The organism is Nocardia sp. JW2 (genome assembly GCF_051843015.1).
GTDB classification, from domain to species: domain Bacteria; phylum Actinomycetota; class Actinomycetes; order Mycobacteriales; family Mycobacteriaceae; genus Nocardia; species Nocardia coubleae.
This window is the reverse complement of sequence record NZ_JBPXLK010000014.1, coordinates 130004-151074: the sequence shown is the minus strand read 5'-3', so window position 1 is coordinate 151074 and position 21071 is coordinate 130004. Positions and strand designations below refer to the sequence as shown.

General features: G+C 68.6%; 22 protein-coding genes. 11 read left to right on the top strand and 11 right to left on the bottom strand.

The window, feature by feature from the left end; all coding sequences use genetic code 11:
* Positions 1 to 93: 93 nt before the first annotated feature.
* Complete coding sequence (locus ACSVDM_RS20425) at positions 94 to 861, top strand: SDR family NAD(P)-dependent oxidoreductase (protein WP_067495259.1); 768 nt, start codon at positions 94 to 96, stop codon at positions 859 to 861.
* Between the two features lie 54 nt (positions 862 to 915).
* Here the strand turns inward: ACSVDM_RS20425 and ACSVDM_RS20420 are convergent, their stop codons facing one another.
* From ACSVDM_RS20420 to ACSVDM_RS20405, 4 genes are all read right to left on the bottom strand, one after another.
* Positions 916 to 1365 (bottom strand): GNAT family N-acetyltransferase, encoded by a 450-nt coding sequence (locus ACSVDM_RS20420; RefSeq protein ID WP_067644137.1) that lies wholly within the window; start codon positions 1363 to 1365, stop codon positions 916 to 918.
* Between the two features lie 50 nt (positions 1366 to 1415).
* Positions 1416 to 3137: an FAD-dependent oxidoreductase gene (locus ACSVDM_RS20415; RefSeq protein WP_439267050.1), complete on the bottom strand. Its 1722-nt coding sequence runs from the start codon at positions 3135 to 3137 to the stop codon at positions 1416 to 1418.
* A 261-nt stretch (positions 3138 to 3398) separates the two neighbouring features.
* On the bottom strand, positions 3399 to 5357 hold the full coding sequence (gene htpG / locus ACSVDM_RS20410; RefSeq protein ID WP_439267048.1) for a molecular chaperone HtpG: 1959 nt from the start codon (positions 5355 to 5357) through the stop codon (positions 3399 to 3401).
* A gap of 13 nt (positions 5358 to 5370) precedes the next feature.
* A complete protein-coding gene (locus ACSVDM_RS20405) occupies positions 5371 to 7164 on the bottom strand; it encodes a TM0106 family RecB-like putative nuclease (RefSeq protein ID WP_439267046.1) in 1794 nt (597 codons plus the stop codon).
* 133 nt (positions 7165 to 7297) lie between these two features.
* Between ACSVDM_RS20405 and ACSVDM_RS20400 the strand changes: the two genes are divergently transcribed.
* The 7 genes from ACSVDM_RS20400 to rraA are packed head-to-tail and all read left to right on the top strand — an operon-like array spanning position 7298 to position 11760.
* On the top strand, positions 7298 to 7969 hold the full coding sequence (locus ACSVDM_RS20400; protein ID WP_067644129.1) for a DUF6474 family protein: 672 nt from the start codon (positions 7298 to 7300) through the stop codon (positions 7967 to 7969).
* A 4-nt stretch (positions 7970 to 7973) separates the two neighbouring features.
* A complete protein-coding gene (locus ACSVDM_RS20395) occupies positions 7974 to 8519 on the top strand; it encodes a hypothetical protein (protein WP_439267044.1) in 546 nt (181 codons plus the stop codon).
* 40 nt (positions 8520 to 8559) lie between these two features.
* Positions 8560 to 9210 carry a YcnI family copper-binding membrane protein gene (locus ACSVDM_RS20390; protein WP_439267042.1) on the top strand — a complete coding sequence of 217 codons (651 nt, stop codon included), beginning with the start codon at positions 8560 to 8562 and terminating at the stop codon, positions 9208 to 9210.
* Complete coding sequence (locus ACSVDM_RS20385; RefSeq protein ID WP_439267040.1) at positions 9210 to 9845, top strand: copper resistance CopC family protein; 636 nt, start codon at positions 9210 to 9212, stop codon at positions 9843 to 9845. The genes ACSVDM_RS20390 and ACSVDM_RS20385 overlap by 1 nt, the downstream gene beginning before the upstream one ends.
* Positions 9846 to 9851: 6 nt before the next feature.
* Positions 9852 to 10772, top strand: a complete 921-nt coding sequence (locus ACSVDM_RS20380) for a CopD family protein (protein WP_439267038.1) — start codon at positions 9852 to 9854, stop codon at positions 10770 to 10772.
* A gap of 30 nt (positions 10773 to 10802) precedes the next feature.
* The gene (locus tag ACSVDM_RS20375; protein WP_067644117.1) at positions 10803 to 11258 is read left to right on the top strand and encodes an SRPBCC family protein; all 456 of its coding nucleotides are present in this window, start codon (positions 10803 to 10805) and stop codon (positions 11256 to 11258) included.
* Positions 11259 to 11271: 13 nt separating this feature from the next.
* A complete protein-coding gene (gene rraA / locus ACSVDM_RS20370) occupies positions 11272 to 11760 on the top strand; it encodes a ribonuclease E activity regulator RraA (RefSeq protein ID WP_067495230.1) in 489 nt (162 codons plus the stop codon).
* Positions 11761 to 11779: 19 nt separating this feature from the next.
* Here rraA and ACSVDM_RS20365 read toward each other — a convergent pair whose 3' ends face one another.
* A complete protein-coding gene (locus ACSVDM_RS20365; protein ID WP_067495227.1) occupies positions 11780 to 12001 on the bottom strand; it encodes an RNA-binding S4 domain-containing protein in 222 nt (73 codons plus the stop codon).
* Between the two features lie 159 nt (positions 12002 to 12160).
* Here ACSVDM_RS20365 and lysX point away from each other — a divergent pair, with 159 nt between their 5' ends.
* From lysX to ACSVDM_RS20350, 3 genes are all read left to right on the top strand, one after another.
* A complete protein-coding gene (gene lysX, locus ACSVDM_RS20360; RefSeq protein WP_439267059.1) occupies positions 12161 to 15400 on the top strand; it encodes a bifunctional lysylphosphatidylglycerol synthetase/lysine--tRNA ligase LysX in 3240 nt (1079 codons plus the stop codon).
* 150 nt (positions 15401 to 15550) lie between these two features.
* On the top strand, positions 15551 to 15871 hold the full coding sequence (locus tag ACSVDM_RS20355; protein ID WP_133734150.1) for a hypothetical protein: 321 nt from the start codon (positions 15551 to 15553) through the stop codon (positions 15869 to 15871).
* Between the two features lie 103 nt (positions 15872 to 15974).
* Positions 15975 to 16592 (top strand): histidine phosphatase family protein, encoded by a 618-nt coding sequence (locus ACSVDM_RS20350; protein WP_439267035.1) that lies wholly within the window; start codon positions 15975 to 15977, stop codon positions 16590 to 16592.
* Positions 16593 to 16640: 48 nt separating this feature from the next.
* Here ACSVDM_RS20350 and ACSVDM_RS20345 read toward each other — a convergent pair whose 3' ends face one another.
* The 6 genes from ACSVDM_RS20345 to ACSVDM_RS20320 all read right to left on the bottom strand — a co-directional run bounded on the left by ACSVDM_RS20345 (position 16641) and on the right by ACSVDM_RS20320 (position 20925).
* Positions 16641 to 17540 carry a cutinase family protein gene (locus ACSVDM_RS20345; protein WP_439267033.1) on the bottom strand — a complete coding sequence of 300 codons (900 nt, stop codon included), beginning with the start codon at positions 17538 to 17540 and terminating at the stop codon, positions 16641 to 16643.
* A gap of 191 nt (positions 17541 to 17731) precedes the next feature.
* Entirely contained in the window at positions 17732 to 18103 is a 372-nt protein-coding gene (locus tag ACSVDM_RS20340; RefSeq protein WP_067495219.1) for a hypothetical protein, read from the bottom strand.
* A 10-nt stretch (positions 18104 to 18113) separates the two neighbouring features.
* Positions 18114 to 18626 carry a roadblock/LC7 domain-containing protein gene (locus ACSVDM_RS20335; RefSeq protein WP_439267031.1) on the bottom strand — a complete coding sequence of 171 codons (513 nt, stop codon included), beginning with the start codon at positions 18624 to 18626 and terminating at the stop codon, positions 18114 to 18116.
* Entirely contained in the window at positions 18623 to 19627 is a 1005-nt protein-coding gene (locus tag ACSVDM_RS20330) for a hypothetical protein (RefSeq protein ID WP_439267029.1), read from the bottom strand. The genes ACSVDM_RS20335 and ACSVDM_RS20330 overlap by 4 nt, the downstream gene beginning before the upstream one ends.
* The gene (locus tag ACSVDM_RS20325; RefSeq protein ID WP_084457559.1) at positions 19624 to 20004 is read right to left on the bottom strand and encodes a hypothetical protein; all 381 of its coding nucleotides are present in this window, start codon (positions 20002 to 20004) and stop codon (positions 19624 to 19626) included. The genes ACSVDM_RS20330 and ACSVDM_RS20325 overlap by 4 nt, the downstream gene beginning before the upstream one ends.
* 360 nt (positions 20005 to 20364) lie before the next feature.
* Positions 20365 to 20925 (bottom strand): tetratricopeptide repeat protein, encoded by a 561-nt coding sequence (locus ACSVDM_RS20320; protein WP_067644105.1) that lies wholly within the window; start codon positions 20923 to 20925, stop codon positions 20365 to 20367.
* Positions 20926 to 21071: the final 146 nt, after the last annotated feature.

Genomic DNA, 21071 nt, shown 5'->3' with positions numbered 1-21071 from the left:
AAGGGTGCGACGAAGGAGTGCCCGTAGGGAGGGAAGAGGCGGCGCTTAGCGCCGAGACCCGCGGCGCCAGCCGCCAATAACACAGGAGATTTTGTGGAGATTTCTGGTTCCGCCGCAATCGTCACCGGAGGCGCGTCCGGTCTCGGCGCCGCTACCGCCAAGCGCCTGGCCGAGGCGGGTGCGACCGTGTTCGGTCTCGACATCCCGCAGTCCATCGAGCGCGCGGGCGACAGCGTGCCCGACGGTGTCACCCTGATCGCCGCCGACGTGACGAGCAACGACGAGGTCGCCGCTGCCGTCGCCCAGGTGACCGAGGGCCCGGCGCCGCTGCGCATCGTGGTGAACTGTGCCGGTGTCGGCTGGGCGGGTCGCATCCTGTCCAAGAACGGCCCGCACGATCTCGAGCTGTTCCGCACCGTCATCACCGTGAACCTGCTCGGCACCTTCAATGTGATGCGGCTGGCGGCCGACGCCATCGCCAAGACCGAGCCGGTGGACGAGTACGGTCAGCGCGGCGTGGTCGTGAACACCGCGTCGGTGGCGGCGTTCGAGGGCCAGATCGGTCAGATCGCGTACTCGGCGTCCAAGGGTGGCGTGCACGGCATGACCGTGCCCGCCGCGCGTGACCTGGCCCAGTTCGGTATCCGGGTGAACACCATCGCCCCCGGCATCATCGATACCCCGATGCTCGCCGGCGTCACCGAGGACTACCGCAAGAACCTCGAGGCGGGCGTTCCGTTCCCGTCGCGGCTGGGCCGCCCCGACGAGTACGCCCAGCTGGTGGAGTACATCGCCCGCCACGACTACCTCAACGGCGAGACGATCCGCATGGACGGCGCCCTGCGCATGGCGCCCAGGTAAGCAGTTCGAATACCGAACGGCGCCTTCCTTTTCGAGAGGCGCCGTTCGGCGTTTCTACAGGACGCGCTCGAAGGTGATGAGGGCGCGGCCTGGTCCGTTGTAGTTCGCGACCGGTCCGGTCACCGTGAAGCCGAGGCTGCGGTGGAAGTCGATCGAGGTGTAGTTCGACGGTGAGGTGATGGCCGACACCAGTTTTCGGCCGTCGGCGCGCACGATCGTGAAGAACTCGTCGTAGAGGGTGCGGCCGAGGCCGGATTTGCGGGCGTCGGGGCGCACGGCGACGAAGTGGATGTAGGCGGCGTCGGCGTGTGCGGGTGAGCCGAAACCGATGAGGAATCCGGAGATTCCGGCGTCGTCGGTGGCGATCAGGCTGGTGCGATGGAAGTGGTCGAGGAACATGCGCGGCAGGTTGTGCGTCACGGCCCGCCCCCACCAGTCGTCGACCACCCCGATCAGTTCGTCGTAGTCCTCGGGACGTGCTCGCCGGATCTCGTGCCCACCCATATGTCCATGGTGGACCGAAATCGCTTATTCGGCACGGTGTTCGATCCGGTTCACGCGCCGACAGCCGACCGGTCAACCGGTTCGATGGGTAGCCGCAGGGCCGCGGGGGCACCGGCGGGCACAACGGGCGCACGCGGTGGGACCGGCGCGATCCGGCGGTACGGCTCACCCATCGGCGGCCGCGGATCGGCCTCGCCCCGGTTCGGCCACAGCGCGGCCGCGCGTTCGGCCTGCGCGGCGATGGTGAGTGACGGGTTGACGCCCAGGTTCGCCGAAATGGCCGAGCCGTCGACGATGCTCAGTCCCGGATAGCCGTGCACCCGGTGGTAGGGGTCGATCACGCCGGTGGCCGGATCGGCGCCGATGGCGCATCCACCGATGAAGTGCGCGGTCATCGGAACACCGAAGACATCGGGCCAGGTGGTGCCCGCGGTGGCGCCGAATTTCTCGGCGACCCTTCGGGTCACCTCGTGCCCGGCCGGAATCCAGGACGGATTGGGGTGGCCGTACCCCTGCTTGCTGGTGTAGCGGCGACCGAACAGCCCACGCTTGGTGTAGGTGGTGATGGAGTTGTCCAGGCTCTGCATCACCAGCAGGATCAGGGTCCGCTCGCTCCAGCGTGTGGTGCGCAGCAGGCGAACGGTGCGGATCGGGTGACGGCCGGCGATGCCGAGCACCCGCAGCCAGCGCGGTGTGCGCTGGTCGCCGTCGACGAGGTAGGTGTTCAGCAGGCCCATCGCGTTGGAACCCCGGCCGTAGCGCACCGGTTCCACGTGAGTGTCGGGCGTCGGGTGGAACGAGGAGGTGATCGCCACCCCGGTGGTGACCTCGATGTCGGGATTCACCGTGGTGCGGCCCGCGCCGAGGATGGCCTCGGAGTTGGTGCGGGTGAGCACACCGAGGCGCGGTGACAGCGCGGGCAGGACGGCGTGGTCGCGCATGCGGAACAGCAGTCGCTGGGTGCCCCAGGTGCCTGCGGCGAGCACCACCCGGTCGGCGGAGAACGTGGTGCGCTGCTTGCGGATCCAGCTGCCGGTGCGCTCGGTGTCGACGAGCCAGGTGCCGTCGGTTTGCGGACGCAGGGCCGTCACGGTGGTCATCGGCAGCACGGTGGCCCCGGCCTGCTCGGCCAGCCCGAGATAGTTCTTGACCAGCGTGTTCTTGGCGCCGTGCCGGCAGCCGGTCATGCATTCGCCGCACTTCACGCAGCCGGTGCGGGCGGGGCCGACACCGCCGAAGTACGGGTCGGCGTCGGTGCGGCCCGGCTCGCCGAAGTACACCGCGACGGGAGTCGGCACGAAGGTGTGCCCGACGCCCATCTCCTCGGCCACCGCCTTGATGACGGTGTCGGCCGGGGTGTGCAGCGGATTTCGGACCACCCCCAGCATGCGGGTGGCCTGCTCGTAGTGCGGGGAAAGTTCGGCTTCCCAGTCGGTGATACCCGCCCACTGCTTGTCACCGAAGAACGCCTCCCCCGGCTTGTACAGCGTGTTGGCGTAGTTCAGCGACCCGCCGCCGACACCGGCTCCGGCCAGGATGAAACAGTCACGCAGGCGATGGACGCGCTGAATGCCGTAGCAGCCGAGTCGTGGCGCCCACAGGTAGCGGCGCAGGTCCCAGTTGGTCGCGGCGAAATCGGCGTCGGCGAACCGGCGGCCCGCCTCGAGCACGCCGACCCGGTATCCCTTCTCCACCAGCCGCAGCGCCGTGACGCTGCCGCCGAAACCCGATCCGACGATCAGCACGTCGTAATGGGTGTTCACGTCCACCATTGTCGCGAGCCTACGAGCCGGGCGCCGAACCGTAATCCGGCTCGACTGTCCTTGCCCGAGGCCATATATCGGCGCACGCACGACTGGGAACTGTCACAACACCGCCGAAGCACGGGGCCGTCTGCCGCAGGCGACCATCCAGCCGTGAGACCACGGCCTCAGCCGCCGGCGGGAGCTCCCGCCGCACCCCAGGCGAGGAGCCGCCCCCGACGAGAGCTGCTGTGCCGCGGCACAAGCAGTCACGCCGAGGGCGGCATCGTGTCACACGGTGCGGGTGAGACGCTCGGTGAGCAGGTGGGCGAAGCGGGCGGGGTCCTTGAGTTCGCCGCCCTCGGCGAGAACGGCCGTGCCGTACAGCAATTCGGCCGTCTCGGTGAGCTCGGGGACCTTGCCCTCGTCGGCGTCGGACTTGCGCGCGTCGTAGGCGTCGCGCAGACCGGTGACCAGCGGGTGGGTCGGGTTGAGCTCGAGGATGCGCTTGGACTCCGGCAGTGCCTGACCCGAGGCGCGGTACATGCGCTCGAGCATCGGGGTGAAGTCGAAGACGTCGCCGACCAGGCAGGCCGGTGAGGTGGTGAGCCGGTTGGTCAGGCGCACCTCCTTGGCGACATCGGACAGGGTCTTGCCGAGCCAGGTGAGCAGGTCGGCGAAGTCCTTGTCCTGCTGTTCGCGCAGGGCCTCGGTTTCCTTCTTCTCCTCCTCGGTTTCCAGGTCGACCTCGCCCTTGGCGATGGACTGGAACTTCTTGCCGTCGAACTCCGGCACCGAACCGACCCACATCTCGTCGACCGGGTCGGTGAGCACCAGCACCTCGAGCCCCTTGGCCTTGAAGGCCTCGAGGTGCGGCGAATTCTCCACCTGCGCACGGCTTTCGCCGGTCATGTAGTAGATCGCGTCCTGGCCGTCCTTCATCCGCTCCACGTACTGGGCGAGCGTGGTGAGCTCGGACTCGGAGGCGGTGGAGGCGAAAGACGAGACGGTGAGCAGGGTTTCGCGGTTGTCGGTGTCGGACAGCAAGCCCTCCTTGAGAACCCGGCCGAACTGGGTCCAGAAGGTCTGGTACTTGGTCTGATCCTCGGCCGACTGCAGATCCTTGACCGTCGAGAGCACCTTCTTCACCAGGCGCTTGCGGATCATCTGGATCTGACGGTCCTGCTGCAGGATCTCGCGCGACACGTTGAGCGAGAGGTCTTGCGCGTCGACCACACCCTTGACGAAGCGCAGGTACTCCGGCATCAGCTCTTCGCAGTTGTCCATGATGAACACCCGGCGCACGTACAGCTGCACGCCGCGCTTGTGCTCACGGGTGAACAGGTCGAACGGCGCGGTCGACGGCAGGAACAGCAGCGCCTGGTACTCGAAGGTGCCCTCCGCCTTCATCGGGATGATCTCGAGCGGATCGTCCCAGGCATGGCTGACGTGGTGGTAGAACTCCTTGTACTCCTCGTCGGTGACCTCGCTGCGCGGGCGCGTCCACAGCGCCTTCTGCGAGTTCAGCGTCTGGTCCTCGACGACTGTCTTCTCGACCTTGTCCTCGCCCTCGCCCTCCATCACGGTCCGCTCGACCTGCATGCGGATCGGCCAGGCGATGAAGTCGGAGTACTTGCGGACGATCTCGCGCAGCTTCCATTCCTGCGTGTAATCGAAGAGGTGATCGTCCTCGTCGGGCTTCTTCAGCGCCAGCGTCACCGAGGTGCCCTGCGGTGCGTCGGTGACGGTGTCGATCGTGTAGGTGGAGCTGCCCGCGGCGGCTTCCCAGCGGGTGCCCTCGCTCTCGCCCGCCTTGCGGGTGGTGAGGGTGACCTTGTCGGCGACCATGAAGGTGGAGTAGAAGCCGATACCGAACTGGCCGATCAGCTCCTCGGCCGCGGCGTCGGACTTGGCTTCGGTGAGTTTGCGGCGCAGCTCGGCGGTGCCGGACTTGGCCAGGGTGCCGATCAGATCGATCACCTCGGCACGGGACATGCCGATGCCGTTGTCGCGCACGGTCAGGACGCGCTCGTCGCGGTCGACCTCCAGCTCGATGTGCAGATCGGCGGTGTCGGCGACGAGGTCCTTGTCCTGGAACGTGGCCAGCTTGAGCTTGTCCAGTGCGTCGGAAGCGTTCGAGATCAGCTCCCGCAGGAACGTGTCTTTGTTGGAGTACACCGAGTGGATCATCAGCTCGAGGAGCTGGTGGGTCTCGGCCTGGAACTCGAGTGTTTCGACTGCTTCTGTCACGCCGACAATGTTATTACCGGGCGAAGTCCTTGAGCGAGGGAACCTCAACTACAGCTCTAGTGGTCATCCATTCGCGCAGCACCTGGGTGGCACGCACGTCGTCTTCGTTGTATTCGAGCAGCCGGGTGCGCTGGGACATGTCGCTGTCGGCGTCGTAACCCACCGCGCGGCGGTACCAGCCCATCGATGCCTCACCACCTGCTTCGGGATCGCGCCAGCCGAAACCGGCGACCGGCGCGATCTTCTTGAGGCCCTTGCCGTTCGGGCAGATGAACTGGTCGGTGACGGCCTGGAACATGTCGACCCATTCAGGTGAGTCGACGAAGGCGCGCACCTCCTCGTGGGTGGGGATGCCCGGCCTGCCCGCGAACCGGCGCGCCGACTCGTAGAGCCACTTGTCCTCGGCGGTGCGCGAATAGCAGTAGGCGGCAAAGGTCTTGCCCGCCGCGTGGGCTTGCGCGCGCTGCGCCATCAGCCAGGTCCAGAACTCGCCGAAGGAGCGGCCCTCGTCGTCGGTGGGCAGCGGGTCCCAGGTGACGAAGGGGCGGTACACGTCGTCGAGCAGGGTGCCCCAGAGGTAGGCGCCGTCTTCCTGGTAACTCTCCAGGTCGACGTCGATCTCCACGTCGGCGCGGCGCACGCTGACGGTGTCGAAGCGCCGGACCAGCGGCGCGCCGGCGATCCAGGCGCGCGCGGTGACGACGGTCTCGGTGAACGGGCCGTGCTGCCAGTCGTCGGGTTCCTCGCCGACCCACGCGGCCAGTTCGTCGATGGTCTGCACGCCGTGCACGCGCAGCACCTCGGCCCGCGAGCCGGGCGCGACCAGACTCACGTCCCGCATCGCCGCCAACGCGCCCTCGCACCCGGGCTCGGCAGTGCCTGCCTGCTGCGCTCCCGAGGGCCCTGCGTGGTCACGCTCCGCTACCTCCTCCGGGCCCGCCGGTCGCTGCGCCGGATCGGGGCCGCGCACCCACCAGGGGCACTGCCTGCACTCGGGCACCTTCGACGGCTGGGTGGGCAGTTCGCCGCGCACCACCGCGATGCGGTCGGCGTAGCGCAGGTCGTAGTCGGCGAGCACACCGGTGAGGTCGTGCACGAGGATGCGGTCGAACGCGAGACCGATGGCCCCACCGACCAGCGCGGGACTGGCCAGCCCGTGGCGCTGCAACATCCGGTAGAGGTGGGCCAGGCGCTGCTGGTCGCGCGGCTGGGGACGCAGCTTCACGTGCTTGTCGCGGCGCGGCTCCCAGCGGAACAGGTCAGAGGTGAGCGGGTGGAAATCGGCCGGGTCGGGGCGGCGCGGGTCGGTGACCTTGTGGTTGACGACGATGATCGGGATATATCCGCCGCGATCGGCGTCGCGCAGCAGGAACTCGGCGCCACCACGGCGGCCGGTGTCGGGTTCCTGGGGCAGCAGGCCACCCCAGATACGCGACGCGCCCGCCCGCATCGCGGCCATGGTCGCGTCGGCGCGCGCACCGGCACGCAGCGCCGGATCGATCACGACCCAGTCGTCCGGGGCGGCGCCGACCAGTTCGTCGCGGACCTTGGTGCGATACGCGGTGGCCGCCTCGCGCCGCTGCTGCACGCCCGGGTCTTCCCTGACCTCGGCGAGCATGCCGGGGTTGGCGGCGTCCAGGCGCAGCCGGTGGCGGCAGCCGATGAGCGAGCGCGCGTCGAGGAAGGCCGCCGGGGAGCCGCCGCGAGCGGCCGAAGTGGCCGTTGTGGGCTCGGTTTCGAGCGCAGCGGAAGCCGGGGCCGGGATCGTCACCGGCCCGCTGTCGAAGTTCTCCTCGGCTGCACGCACACCAGCAGTATGGTCCTTACCCCCGACACATTGCCCAATCGCTACCCTGATCCCACTACGCTACGAAGTACGGCAGGCCGGTCCGGACGGCGCTGCCTCGTGACTTGGCGAGCATGACGGAGGGCCTGATCTCATGGGGTTGTTCAGCAAGCGTAAGCGGCGGCCAAGTCGTCGCGCGGAGGCGAAGGCGCTCAAGCACAAAGCCGCCGTCGAGGCGAAACTCAGCGCCAAGAACGAGCGCAAGGCGGCCAAGGCGGGCGAGCGGACCACCCGCCGCGCGCTGAAGGCGCAGACCCGCACCGAGGCCAAGGTGGCCAAGGCGCAGATCGCCGCGCTGCAGGCCGAGGAGAAGGCGGCACAGAAGCTGGCAGCCAAGGCCGACCGCGAACTGTTCAGCGCGGCCCAGATCCGCAAGTACATCGGGGTGGCGCGGGTGCTGATCCCGGTGCTCGCGCCGCTGGCCTACCGTGGCGCCACCCTGGTGCGTGGGCAGCTCGACGCGCGCAAGGCACAGCAGCTCGGCATCGGCCTGGACCAGCTCGGCGAGTTCAGCGGCCACGGCGCCCGCCTGCAGGCCCGCATCACCAACACCGAGAACGCGCTGGACAAGATCGCGGCCGACTCCCCCGACGGCGAGACCAAGAAGTTCGTCGAGGCGGCCCGTTCGCGGCTGACCGACCTCACCGTCGCCGTGCGCACCGCCGAGCAGATGCCCGCGGCGCGCCGCAAGGCCGTGCACACCTCCATCTCCACCGAACTGTCGGTCCTGGAGAACGACGCGCTGGCCCGCCTCGGCGTGCGCTGAACCTGTGACGACGCCGCAGCTCACCTCCCGCCTGCGCGGTGGTGGCTGCGGCGTACTCGTCGGCGCACTCGCCGTCGCCGCGCACGGTATGGCCGGTGGTGGGGTGCCGCGATCGGCGGAAGTAGCGCTGTTGCTGCTGGTTTCGCTCGCTACGGGCGCGATCGCCGGGGGCCGGGCTCTTCCCACTTTCGCGCGTCGTGCCGATGCCGGATGGGTGCGGGCAGCGGGGGCACTCCTCGGCGGTCAATGGGCCGGGCACTACGCGCTGACCGGGACGCTCGATCATCACGGCGGCGTTCTCGATGTGCTGCATCTGCCGAGTGCGCCGATGGTCGTGGCGCATCTGCTGGCCGCGTTCGTCTGTGCCGCACTTATTCTCGTCGCCGAACGGTTGTATCTCGTTGCGTCGGGCGTGATCCGGGCGGTACTCACCGTTCCACGACTCGACGTCACGCACCGTGCCGCGCGCTGGACGGAAACCGTCGACATCGTCCTCGGCACCCGCCTGGAAGGTGTGCGATGTCCGCGCGCACCGCCGCTGTCCGCCTGATCTCACTCGACATCAGAACTCTTCGGACAGAAGGCATTCCATGCACAACTTCATCACCCGTGGGACGGCGACGGCCGGTCTCGCGGCCGCACTCGTGCTAGCCGCCTGCGGTTCGGCGGCGGCGCACGTCACCGTCGACGCGCCCGGCGCCGCCAAGGGCAAGTACACCGTTGCCACCTTCAAGGTGCCCAACGAATCCGACACCGCCTCCACCACCTCGGTGAGCGTCACCGTGCCGAACCTGAAAAGCGTTCGCACCGAACCGATGCCGGGCTGGTCCTCACGCATCGAACGCAACGACAAGGGCGAGGCGGTGACCGTCGCCTGGACCGCCGAGCCGGGCAACCCCGGTGTCGGACCGGGCCAGTTCCAGCGTTTCGTGCTCTCGCTCGGACCGCTGCCCACCCAGGACGAGGTGACCTTCCCCGCGCGGCAGACCTACAGCGACGGCAAGGTCGTCGCCTGGGATCAGCCGAGCACGGGCGGCGCGGAGCCCGAATACCCCGCGCCCACACTGGCACTCAGCGCATCGGGTGGTTCCGACGGCGGTGACCACCACGTCGCCACCGACGAGCCCGCCGAAGCGGAGTCCGACTCGGTGGCTCGCTGGACCGGCGGTATCGGCCTGGCACTCGGCCTGTTCGCCGCCGCGCTCGGTCTCGGACTCGTCGCGCGGTCGAGGAAGTCGTGATGGAACGCTGTCAGACTCCTGCGGTGTCCGGGCGCTCGCGACAGACCCCGCCTCACACCGTCGTGCCGAACGAGGTGGTGGCCGAGATCAATCGGTCGGCGCGGCGGCGCCTGGCGCGGCGGTTCGCCGTCACCCTTGTCGCCGGCCTGTTCGCCCTGATCTTCGGCGCGACCGGCATCGCGAACGCGCACTCCGGTGCCGTGAGCAGCGTTCCCGAGGACGGTTCGTCGATCGAGGCAGGCCCGGCGCGCGCGAGCATCACCTTCAACGAGGAACTGCAGCAGACGTTTCCGTCGCTGACGGTGGTCGGTCCGGATGGGCGCCTGTGGTCCAAGGGCAAGCCGGTGGTCGAAGGTCGCACGGTGAGCGTGGAAGTGGGTGAACTCGGGCCGGTCGGCGAATACACCATGGCGTTCCGGGTGACCTCCGCCGACGGTCATCCCGTCAGCGGGACGCGGACCTTCACCCTCACCAAGGAAGGCACCGGGACACCGGGCGCCAAGCCGGGTGAGGACGAGGGCTCCGACGGCAAAGAGTCCGGTGGCGTGCCCGTGTGGGTGTTCGTCGCCGGTGGTGTCGTGCTGTTCGGCGTCGGTCTCGCGGTGGCGCTGCTCGGTACCGGCCGCAAGAAGTAGCCGCCGATGACGACCGGAGGCCGGTGGCGAGTGTTCGGTCCGGTCGTCGTCGCCGCGCTCGCCGGGGTGGTGCTCGCCTGGATACTGCGCCGGACCGGCGGTTTCCCGGCGGCGGCGGGTGCACGGGTGATCGCCGACGGCGCGGGCGCGACGGTGCTCGGGCTGGCCGCGCTGCCCCGCCTCGACCACCGGCTCGCGGTGGCGTGGCGGCCGGTCGCGGTCCTGGCCACGATCTGGCTGGGCGCCGAGTTCACCCTGCTGGTGTGCGAGGCGGCGGGCATCGTCGGCGTGCCGGTGCACGAACTCGCCGCGGGCGAATTCGGCACGTTCCTCGGCAGGCTCAGCGGCGGGCAGATCGGGATCGCCATCCTGTTCTGCACCGCCGCCGTCGCCTGCTACGCCGCGTGGGCGTTCCGCAAGCCCGACGACGCCTCGGCCGACCTGGTCCTGGTGTTCGCGGCGGTCGCGCTCGCCCTGCGACCCATCACCGGGCACATGTCGCAGCAGGTGCTCGGATCGGTGCTCGTCGCGGTGCACGCCCTCGCCGCGGCGGCGTGGTTCGGGCTGCTGCTCGCGCTGGCACTCGTGGTGCGCACGCGCGGCGGCTGGGCGAACGCGCTGCCCCGCTACTCGACCGCCGCCGCGCCGCTGGTCGCGGTGATCGCGGTGACCGGGCTCATCGACGGCCTCGTCCGCCTCGGCTCGGTGCCCGCCCTGGTGACCACCGGCTACGGACGGATCATGCTGGCCAAGGTGGTCGTGCTCGCGATGCTCGCCGGGCTCGGCTGGTGGTGGCGGCGCACCTGGGTGGGCCGGGCCGCCGAGCACCGCGTCACCGCCGACGTGTCGGTCCGCAACGCGGCGATCGAGGTGACGCTCATGGCGGTGGCGCTCGGCTTGGCCGCCACACTGGCCGTGACCGCTTAGACGCCATACAAACGCATTACAGTTGCCGGTATGAGCGACGTGAGGATTGTCGAAGACTGCGCAGCGCCGGCCGAGACGGCATTCGCCTTTGTCAACGACTATCGCAACCTGCCGAAATTCTGGTACGGCATCGAGTCCTTCACCCCGGTCACCGAACAGACCGAAGGTGTGGGCGCGAAGTTCGACGGGAAGATGAAGCTCGGCCCCGCCTCGCTGACTTCCCGCATCGAAGTGGTGCGCTGGGAGGAGGGCTCGGTGATCGGCACCAAGTCGATCAAGGGATTCGAGATCCTCTCGACGTTCGTCTTCACGCCCAAGGGCGCCGACACCAGCACCATCGACGCGCACATCCAGTACTTCGTGCCCGGCGGTATCGCGGGCAAGATGCTCGGCCGGACCATCGAACCGTTCATCAAGATCGCCGTGAAACACACCACCGAGGCCCTCATCAGCGAGATCGAGAAGGCCCACCGCCCGACCACCTGACACAATCGGCGTCATGACCGAATCAGCGAATGTAGTGGCAACCGCCGATCTGGCCGATGAGATCGGCCCCGAGATCCGCAGCTGCGATACCCAGTTCATCCAGTTCGGTGGCCGTCAAGCGTTCGCCGGGCGGATCACCACGATCCGTTGCTTCCAGGACAACCTGCTGGTGAAGCAGACCCTCGGCGAGCCGGGCGAGGGCAAGGTGCTGGTCGTCGACGGCGGGGCGAGCGTGCACACCGCGCTGGTCGGCGACATCATCGCGGGCCGCGGCGTGGACAACGGCTGGGCGGGCGTCGTCGTCAACGGCGCCGTGCGCGACTCGGCCATCCTGCGCACCCTCGACATCGGGGTGAAGGCGCTGGGCACCAACCCGCGCAAGAGCACCCAGACCGGCAGCGGTGAACGCGACGTGCCGGTGGAGTTCGGCGGCATCACCTTCGTGCCGGGCGAGATGCTCTACAGCGACCACGACGGCGTCGTCGTCCGCGCGGAGGACTGAGAACTCGCGCAGGTGCGGGTCAGCCCTCGCTGACCCGCACCTTGTGTCCGGCTAGGACAACCACGTCGCCGACCTGCAGTTGCCTGCCGCGGCGCAGTTCCACCTCGTCGTTGACCCGGACCAGACCCTGGGCGATCACCGACTTGGCCTCCGAACCGGAATCGATCAGGTTGGCCAGTTTGAGGAATTGCCCGAGCCGGATGACCTCGTCATCGATCGGCACGTCCACTGGTTCCGACATGCGCTAATACTTACCCCGTCGGGAAATCCGGTCGTCCACCGGGCCCACGGTGACGAACACGCCGTCGGCGACCCCCTGCGGTTCGCCCCCGCGGGCACGCACACTGGATCGGTGACTTCCACGCGGGCCGAGCAACACCCCAGCAGCTCTGTCGACCGGGTGCCCCATCGCGCGCACGGCAGGTTCTCCGAAGTACCGCACATCACCGGGTTGGTGCTCGGTGTGTTCGCGGTGCTGTGTGCGCTCTGGAGCCTGTCGCCGGGGTTGCGGCAGCTCACCGAGGTGCCGCGCGATTATGTGGACACCCACTATTTCGACGCGCCCGACACGAGCCTGGTGTGGGCGCTGGTCGTCGGGTTGCTGGCCGGTGCGGCGGCGAGCCGCAAACGGGTGGCGTGGTGGTTGCTCGTCATCTACCTGACGCTGTACGCGATCACCAACATCGTCGACTACGCGAGCACGCGGGAGCTGGACCCGCTGGTGGCGTTCCTCGTGCACGGAGTGGTGCTGGCGATCCTGATCGCCGCCCGCGCGGAGTTCTACACCCGGGTGCGCCCGGGTGCGGTGCGCAAGGCGCTCGCGGTGCTGGTCGGTGGCTGTGCGTTCGGGTGCCTGCTGGGCTGGGGTCTGGTCGAGCTGTTCCCCGGTTCGCTGCCGCGTGGTGCGCAGCGACCGCTGTGGGCGGTGTCGCGGGTGACCGCGGCCGTCCTGGTCGACAACGAACACTTCGACGGGCACCCGCCGGGCTGGGTGGATTTCGTGCTCGGTCTGCTCGGCGCCCTCGCGCTGATCGCCGCCGTGATCGTGCTGCTGCGGTCGCAACGGGCGGGCAACGCCATGACCGCGCTCGACGAGTCCGCGCTGCGCGGCCTGCTCGCGACCGGCGATGTGGACGACTCGCTCGGCTACTTCGCCACCCGCCGCGACCGCGCGGTGGTCTTCGCCCCGAACGGCAAGGCGGCCATCACCTATCGCGTGGAGCTCGGCGTCTGTCTGGCGGCCGGTGATCCGATCGGGCCGAAACAGGGCTGGGCGCAAGCTGTCCGGGCCTGGCTCGAGCAGGCCGACCGATTCGGCTGGGCACCGGCGGTGATGGGTGCCAGCGAGCAGGGCGCGCTGACGTATCAGCAGGCGGGTCTGTCGGCGCTGCGCCTCGGCGACGAAGCCGTACTCGACACCCGCACGTTTTCGCTGGCAGGCCCCGCCATGAAACCCGTGCGCCAGGCCGCGAACAGATTGCGCAAGAACGGCTTCGGAATCAGGGTGCGCCGGGCGAGCGAGATATCGACTGCCGAATTCGCCGAGGTGATCGCGCGCGCCGACGCCTGGCGCGACACCGAGACCGAACGCGGTTTCTCGATGGCGCTCGGCCGCCTCGGCGACCCACTCGACGGCGACTGCCTGCTGGTGGAGGCGATCGACCACGACGAACGGGTCCACGCGATGCTCTCGTTCGTGCCGTGGGGACGCACGGGGGTGTCGCTGGAACTGATGCGCCGCGATCCCGCGAGCCCCAACGGCGTGATGGAGCTGATGATCTCGCAGCTCGCCCTCGATGCCGACCAGTACGGCATCACCAGGATCTCGCTGAACTTCGCGGTGTTCCGCTCGGTGTTCGCCGAGGGCGGGCGCATCGGTGCCGGACCGGTGCTGCGCGCGTGGCGCGGTGTGCTGCTGTTCTTCTCGCGCTGGTGGCAGCTCGAGGCGCTGTACCGCTCGAACGTGAAGTACCACCCGCGCTGGGTGCCACGGTTCTTCCTGTACGAGGACCGCAGGCAACTGCCACGGATCGCGATGGCGAGCGGACTGGCCGAAGGGTTCCTGCCGCGCCTGGGCCCACAACCCGACCCGGCTGTCCACACCGGGACCACGCCCGCCGTTCCGGCGACGGTCACCGGCCTGCACGCCGACGGCAGCGCCCCCGACGACATCGACGCCGACGAGGAGTCCGGCCCCCGCCGTCCCGAACAGGTCCGCGTGCGGATGACCACCCTCGACCGCCTCACCGCGAGCGGCGTCGACCCCTACCCCGCCGCCTATCCACCCACCCACACCATCGCCGACGCACGCCGCTGCCCGCACGGGACAACTGTCCGGGTGGCCGGTCGGATCACCCGCATCCGCGACTACGGCGGGGTGATCTTCGCGGTGGTCCGCGACTGGACCGGTGATATCCAGCTGCTCATCGACCGCGAACGGGTCGGTGCCCGCGCGGGCGAATTCAGCGCCGACTTCGACCTCGGTGACCTCATCGAGGTGAGCGGCCGGATCGGCACGAGCAGACGCGGCGAACTGTCGCTGCTGGCCCAGGACTGGCGGATGAACGGCAAGTGCCTGCACCCGCTTCCCGACAAATGGCGTGGCCTCACCGATCCGGAGGCCAAGGTCCGGCGCCGCTACGTCGACATGGCGATCAACGCCGACAGCCGCGAACTGCTCGCCAAACGCAGCGCCGTCCTGCATTCATTGCGTGAGTCACTGCACGACTGGGGTTTCCTCGAGGTGGAGACACCGATCCTGCAGCAGGTTCACGGCGGCGCCAACGCCACCCCGTTCCGCACCCACATCAATGCCTACGACCTGGACCTGTACCTGCGCATCGCGCCCGAGCTGTACCTCAAACGGCTGTGCGTCGGCGGGATCGAGAAGGTGTTCGAGATCGGGCGGACCTTCCGCAACGAAGGCGTCGACTACAGCCACAACCCGGAATTCACCATGCTCGAGGCGTACGAGGCGCACAGCGACTATCTGCGGATGATGCAGCTGTGCCGCCGTCTGATCCAGGACGCGGCGGTCGCGGCCAACGGCGCCGAGGTGGTGCTGCGCCCCGACGGCACCGAGGTCGACATCTCCGGCGAATGGCGGGTGCGCACGGTGCACGGCGCGCTGTCGGAGGCCCTCGGCACCGAGGTGACCGCCGCGACCGACCTCACCCGTCTGCGGGAGCTGTGCGACACCGCCGGTGTCACCTATCAGCGCGGCTGGGACACCGGCCAGGTGGTGCTGGAGATGTACGAGCACCTGGTGGAGGCGAAAACCACCGAGCCGACCTTCTACCTGGACTTTCCCACCTCGGTCTCACCCCTGACCCGGTCCCACCGCAGCACCGCGGGCGTGACCGAACGCTGGGATCTGGTGGCCTGGGGAGTCGAGCTCGGCACCGCCTACAGCGAGCTCACCGACCCGGTCGAACAGCGGCGCCGCCTCACCGAACAGTCCATGCTCGCCGCCGGCGGCGACCCCGAGGCGATGGAGCTCGACGAGGACTTCCTGCAGGCGCTCGAGCACGCCATGCCGCCGACCGGCGGCCTCGGTATCGGGGTCGACCGGGTGGTCATGTTCATCACCGGACGCGGCATCCGCGAGACTCTGCCGTTTCCGTTGGTGAAACCGCGCTGAAATCGGGTACACGGACCTTGGCTGTAAACGATCTTGCGCGACACAGCGATGAACCACTGCGTCCTGCGGTTTTCCGAACGAAACTCGCAGCGACAGCAGTACTCTCGGATGTTCCGGCACCGGGAGGATGCCGGGACAACACACCATCGGATGGGGAAGAATATGTACCTTGACCTGCTGACATCGGCCGCATTGGTCGACCCACAGGTGCTCGCGGGCAGCATCGACACGCTCGCCGGCTCGGACCTGGTCACCGAACTGGCCGCGAAGAAGAAGGGCAAGAAGAGCAGCAAGGGTCTCATCATCGGCGGCGTGTGCTGCCTGCTGGTCGTCCTCGCCATCGTCGGCCTCGTCTTCATGCTCAAGAACAAGAAGAAGAACGACCAGCCGCCGAACCAGCCGCCCTACGGCGGTGGGCCGGGTCAGGGTGGTCAGCCGCCTTACGGTCAGCCGCCGTACGGCCAGCCATGATCTGATGTCGCCAGGCTCGCGGCAGCGCACACGCGCCGCCGCGGGTCGGCACTCGGCCGCCCTGGACGGACATGACGCCCCGTCATGGGGCACAGTGGGTGACGTGCAGCTGATTCTCGTGCGTCATGCCCAGCCCGACAAGGTCGTCGCAAGTACCACCGCCGCCGATCCCGGTCTCACCGATATCGGTCGCCGTCAGGCCGAGCGGGTCCCTGCCGCGCTGGCCGCCCACGAGATCACCCGCATCGTGTCGAGCCCCCAGCGCCGTGCCCGCGATACCGCCGCACCGACCGCGCTCGCCCGCGACCTGCCCGTCGACATCATCGACGACCTCGCCGAATACGACCGGGATCTGCCCGCCTACATCCCGATCGAAGACGCCAAGACCGAATTCGCCGACGCCTACACCCGGATCAAGGCCGGTCTGCTGCCCGAGCAGATCGACGGACCCGCCTTCACCCGTCGCGTACTGAACGCCGTGGAACAACTCGTGGCCGCCACCCCGCACACCGAGACGGTCGTCGCCTTCGCCCACGGCGGGGTCGTCAACGTGCTGCTCGCCGACATCCTAGGCCTGGCCCGTCCGCTCACCTTCCCCGTCGACTACTGCTCGATCACCCGGATCCTCTACTCGCGCAGCGGCACCCGAACGGCGGCGACGATCAACGAGTCCGGCCACGTGTGGGATCTGCTGCCGCGCAACCTCGCCCGCACGACATAGAAAAGCCGGGTGCGAGAAACTCCCGCACCCGGCTTCACCTGCGAAAACTCAGGCGTGCGAGGCGATCCAGTCGCGCATCCAGGTGATGGCGGTGTGTCCGCCACCCACCGAGTAGCTGCCGTACAGGTGGTGCGCCTGCGACTTGTAGAACTGCTCGAGATCCTTGGCCCGCTTCTGGTTCGCCGCGTCCGAGAGCTGCGCCTGCAGCACCGGCACACCGCCGTGGGCCATCAGATCCTGCATGATCGCGCCCGCCTCGATCTGGTAGCGCCACATGTTCGCCGGGTTGGCATCCGAGCTCTGCGCCAGGAAGCCGGCGAACCGGGTGACGAAATCGTCGGTCGCGGTGGCGCAGTACAGGTCGTCGACCGCGCAGATGGTGCGGGTGCGGTCGCTGAGCCAGCCGAAGCCGCCGGGCCGCGCGCCACCGGCGCCCGCGCCCTGGGCATGCGGGCCGACCTGCACGTCACCGGGTGCCCGGCGCGGATCGGAGATCAGGCCGACCGCGGCCACCCGATCGGCCGCAATGGTGCTGAGCCCGGTGCCGATCTCGGCCGCGAGATCACCCGCGGCGTCGGCGCCCTGGCTGTAGCCGACGAGGGCGGCCTTGGTGTTACCGCACTGCGCGAGCTTGGCCGAGATGAGGCCGCGCGCCGAATTCACCGCCTGCTTCTTGGAATTGCCGTAGACATCGCCCTCCCACGGGAAGGCGGTCGCCGCGTAGGTCACATAGTCGACGTCGACATTGCGCGGCAACCCGTTGGTGACGCCGGACAGCATGCCGGGCCCCGGCGGCTTGTCGATGCCGGTCTCCCATGTGCCGGGAATGGCGACGACGTAGAGACTCGGGCAGGCAGGCGCCGCGCTGGCACTCCCGCTGCCGACAACGATTCCGGACAACATCGCCGCGGACGCACCGAGCGCCGCGACAATCTTCTTCACCTGCATACCGCTCCAGTTCCACCTTGCTCGCCGCTGGAGAGCAAACCCCGTTTTACGTGTGGCTCCCAGACCTCGCCGCGAATCACAATAGAGGTACCGCCACGCCTGTGCCACATGAGTATGACGAGCTTGTCCGATCGTTGTGACAGAATTCATTTCGGCCGAGTGAGCCCCGCGCTCACCCGGCCCGCGTCGGCCTAGACCTCGAGGTCCTCCTCGATGCCCTTGAGCCGGTGGCGGGCCAGGGCGAGGTTGGCACGGGTACGGTCCAGCGCCAGGTAGAGGAAAAGCCCCTTGGACTTGCGGCCGGTCATCGGCCGGATCACGTGGTACTGGCCCGAGAGGGTGATGAGCATGTCCTCGATCTCCTCGTTGAGACCGAGCTGCTCGATGGTCCGCAGCTTCGCGCGCACCACCTCGGTGTTGCCCGCCGCCGCGACCTGCAGGTCCAACGACTTGCTGCTGCTGAGCATTCCGAGGGCCATGCCACTGCTGTAGTCGACGACCGCGGCGCCGATCGCGCCGTCGATCACCATCATGTCCTTGAGCGCCAGATCCATATTCGACATGTCGTACCTTTCAATCGTGCGCCGCCGCCAGATGAGCGGCGATGGCGCGAGCTACCGGACGCGACTCCAGGTGGAGCCGGCCGACGTTCACATCCGGGCCCGCGAGCACGGTGAGCGCGGTATACCCGGCGGCGTAGATCACCACCTGCCCGTCGCTGCCGTGCACGACGACCTCGTTGAAACCACCACCGTGCGCGGTGCTCGCCAACCGGTACGACAGCGACAGCTGTGCGGCGGCCAGCGCCGCCATCCCGGCCGGTTCGATATGGGCGGGTAGGTCGTGTTCGATGAGCAGGCCGTCGCTGGAGGCGACGACCGTGCCGGTGAGGTGGGGGACGCGCTCGCGCAGGGCGGTGAGCTCGGCCTGGACGGCCGGGTAGCTCTGCGGCAGCGGTCGTGTGGTCTGGTCGTGGCCGTACGGGGTCGGACCCGTGAGCTCCGAACCGGTCGGCTCACGTTCGGGCAGCGGCATTTTGGTCAACTTTCCCCTCCACTCGCCGAGCAGCTTCCTGCGCCCGGTCATGCCAGCTCCGCCAACGCCGTCCTGATGCGGATCAGGAGCGCACGATCCACCTGCTGCCAGGGTTGGTCTACCGGGGGTGTCCAGGAGTAGGTGTCCGCGCCGCGGGAGTTCCGGTCCGCGGCCCGGGCGGTCGTGCCCGGTGTCGGAGTTGTCGCGTCGGGGGTCCGGGCGGCCGCGCTCGCTTCCTCGACGAGCGCGTGCCTGCCCGAAGTGGGTGGGGCAACCGGTGAGGGGACGCGGCGCGGAAGCGGCGGTCCGGTGCCTGAGTTCTGCTGTGCCGCGGCATAACCGGCGCCCGAGCGTGCCGCGTGGCGACCGCGCGCGGGCAGCGGCGCCGCGATGAGGTGGCGGGTGCGACGCTCGGGCTCGGCGTCGATCGACTCCGGTGCCTCGATCAACCCGGCTCTGGTCAGGTCGCGGACCGCGACGAGGCAGCCGTAGGTGGTGCGGCCGAGCTCGCGAGCGATGTCGGCGATGGTGCGATGATTGTCGGCGGCGGCGAGCACTTCGGCCTGGCCGACGGTGAGGACCGTGCGTTTGCGACGTGCCCGATGTGTGGGCGAGACGGGGACCGTCGACACCATGTCGGCGGTCCACGGACCGGCGTCAGGGCGTCGGCGCCGCGCGCATTCACTCACCAGTGCGTGCGGCGCGATCCGGCACACCGGAGCCAGCCAGTGCTCTTCCGTCGGAACGAATTCCGCTTCGGCTTCGGTTTCGAGCAGAAAGTAGGCGGCGTCGTAGGCCGAGAGCCTGGCGAGGGTCTCCAGGCGTGGACGGCGCAGCAGCGCACCCGGCTCGCCCGCGCGGGCACGGCGCAGGTCCTCGTCGGTCGCGACACCCGCCTCGACGGCGAGCCGGTCGAGACCGATGGTGCGCCGGCAACCCACCGAGGCGATAGCGCCACGGGCCAAATGGAATTCGCCGTCGCCCGCCCGCAATATCCCGGTGGAGCCCTGTTCTTCGAGCCGCTGGAGCTCCTCGGCGAGGGCCGCGCTCATCGGCGCGCCATTTCTTCCAGCGCAGCCTTGAGCTGATAGCGCGCCATTCCCAGATTGGCGGCGGCGCCGTCGAATACCGCGTGGACGAAAAGCCTTCCCTCGAAATCGCCGTCGAGCAGGTGCAGCAGGTGAAAGCCCTTGTCGCGGCAGACGATCAGCTCACGGACGTCGTCGTCGGCGGCGGTGCTCGAGAGCGCGGTGCACGCGAGGACCGTCCGCATGACGTCGGTGGTTCCCGCGGCGTCCTCGTGCTCGTCGACGAGGTCGTGCGCACCGACGGCGGCCACCGCCAGCCCGCTGGCACCGTCCACCAGCGTCACGCCGCACGCACCGGGAATCTCCATGATGCGTTTCAGGCAGCCGTCGAGAGAATTCACCCGCACCCCCGGTCTGTCCTCGAAAATGTTCGACAGCACGAGACGCTATACCCGCCCGCAAATTTCCGCATCCTGAACGCGGGAAAATTACTGCACCCCCGAAGTTTGCTGGTGGTTGCTGGAAAACCGCTCGGTATCAATACTTTTCGGTAACCAACGGGTTGGTTCGCCGGTACCACTCGAAGCCCGTGGTCAATCCCGGTTTCCATCGTTCAGCGATCCGGTGGCGAACTTCCGTTTTAATAGTCTTCGCAGAACTCGCCATAGTGCGAATGCACGTCGGCGCCACTCAGCGGGTGCCCCCACTTCGGTGGTAGTCGATGACAGGTCAGAACCGAGTCGCGTTCGAGGCAGGCTGGATCAGCCGGCGGCGCGGCGGTACCAGGATTCGGCTTCCCGGTGCGCCCCTTCGGATTCGAGCAGCGCGGCGAGATTGGCCATCGCCTTCGGATGACCGAGATCGGCGGCGCGCCGGAAGCAGCGCCGGGCCGCCGTGATCGCGCCCCGACGACGCAGCAGCAGACCGAGATTGTTGATCGAGTCGATGTCGCCCGCCGCGGCTGCCTCGTCGTACCACGCTTCGGCGTCGTCGAGCCGGTTGTCGTCCTCGAGCAACCGCGCCAGGTTGTACATGGCGTCCACGTGCCCCGCGAGTGCCGCGTGGTGGTACCAGGTTTCGGCCTCGGCGATATCGCCGCTCTGATACAGCATCGTCGCCAGGTTGTACATCGCGTTGGCGTTGCCGCCCGCCGCCGCCCGCCGATACCAGATCTCTGCCTCGGCCAGCTCCCCGAACTGATCGAGCAACACCGCGAGATTGTTCATCGAGCGCGTATGCCCCGCCGCCGCCGCCCGCCGGAACCAGTACTCCGCGCCCTCGTAATCGCTGTGATCGTGGTAGAAGTGGGCGAGGTTGTGCATAGCGGTACCGTCACCGCGCTCTGCTGCGCGGCGCAGATACGCCAACGTTCCCGGCGGCAACGGCACAGCTCCCCCTCGGATCTCCCGTACACCTCGTCACGGAAAGTCTATGTGCTGCAAGGAAGATCGGCCACGTCCATTATCGG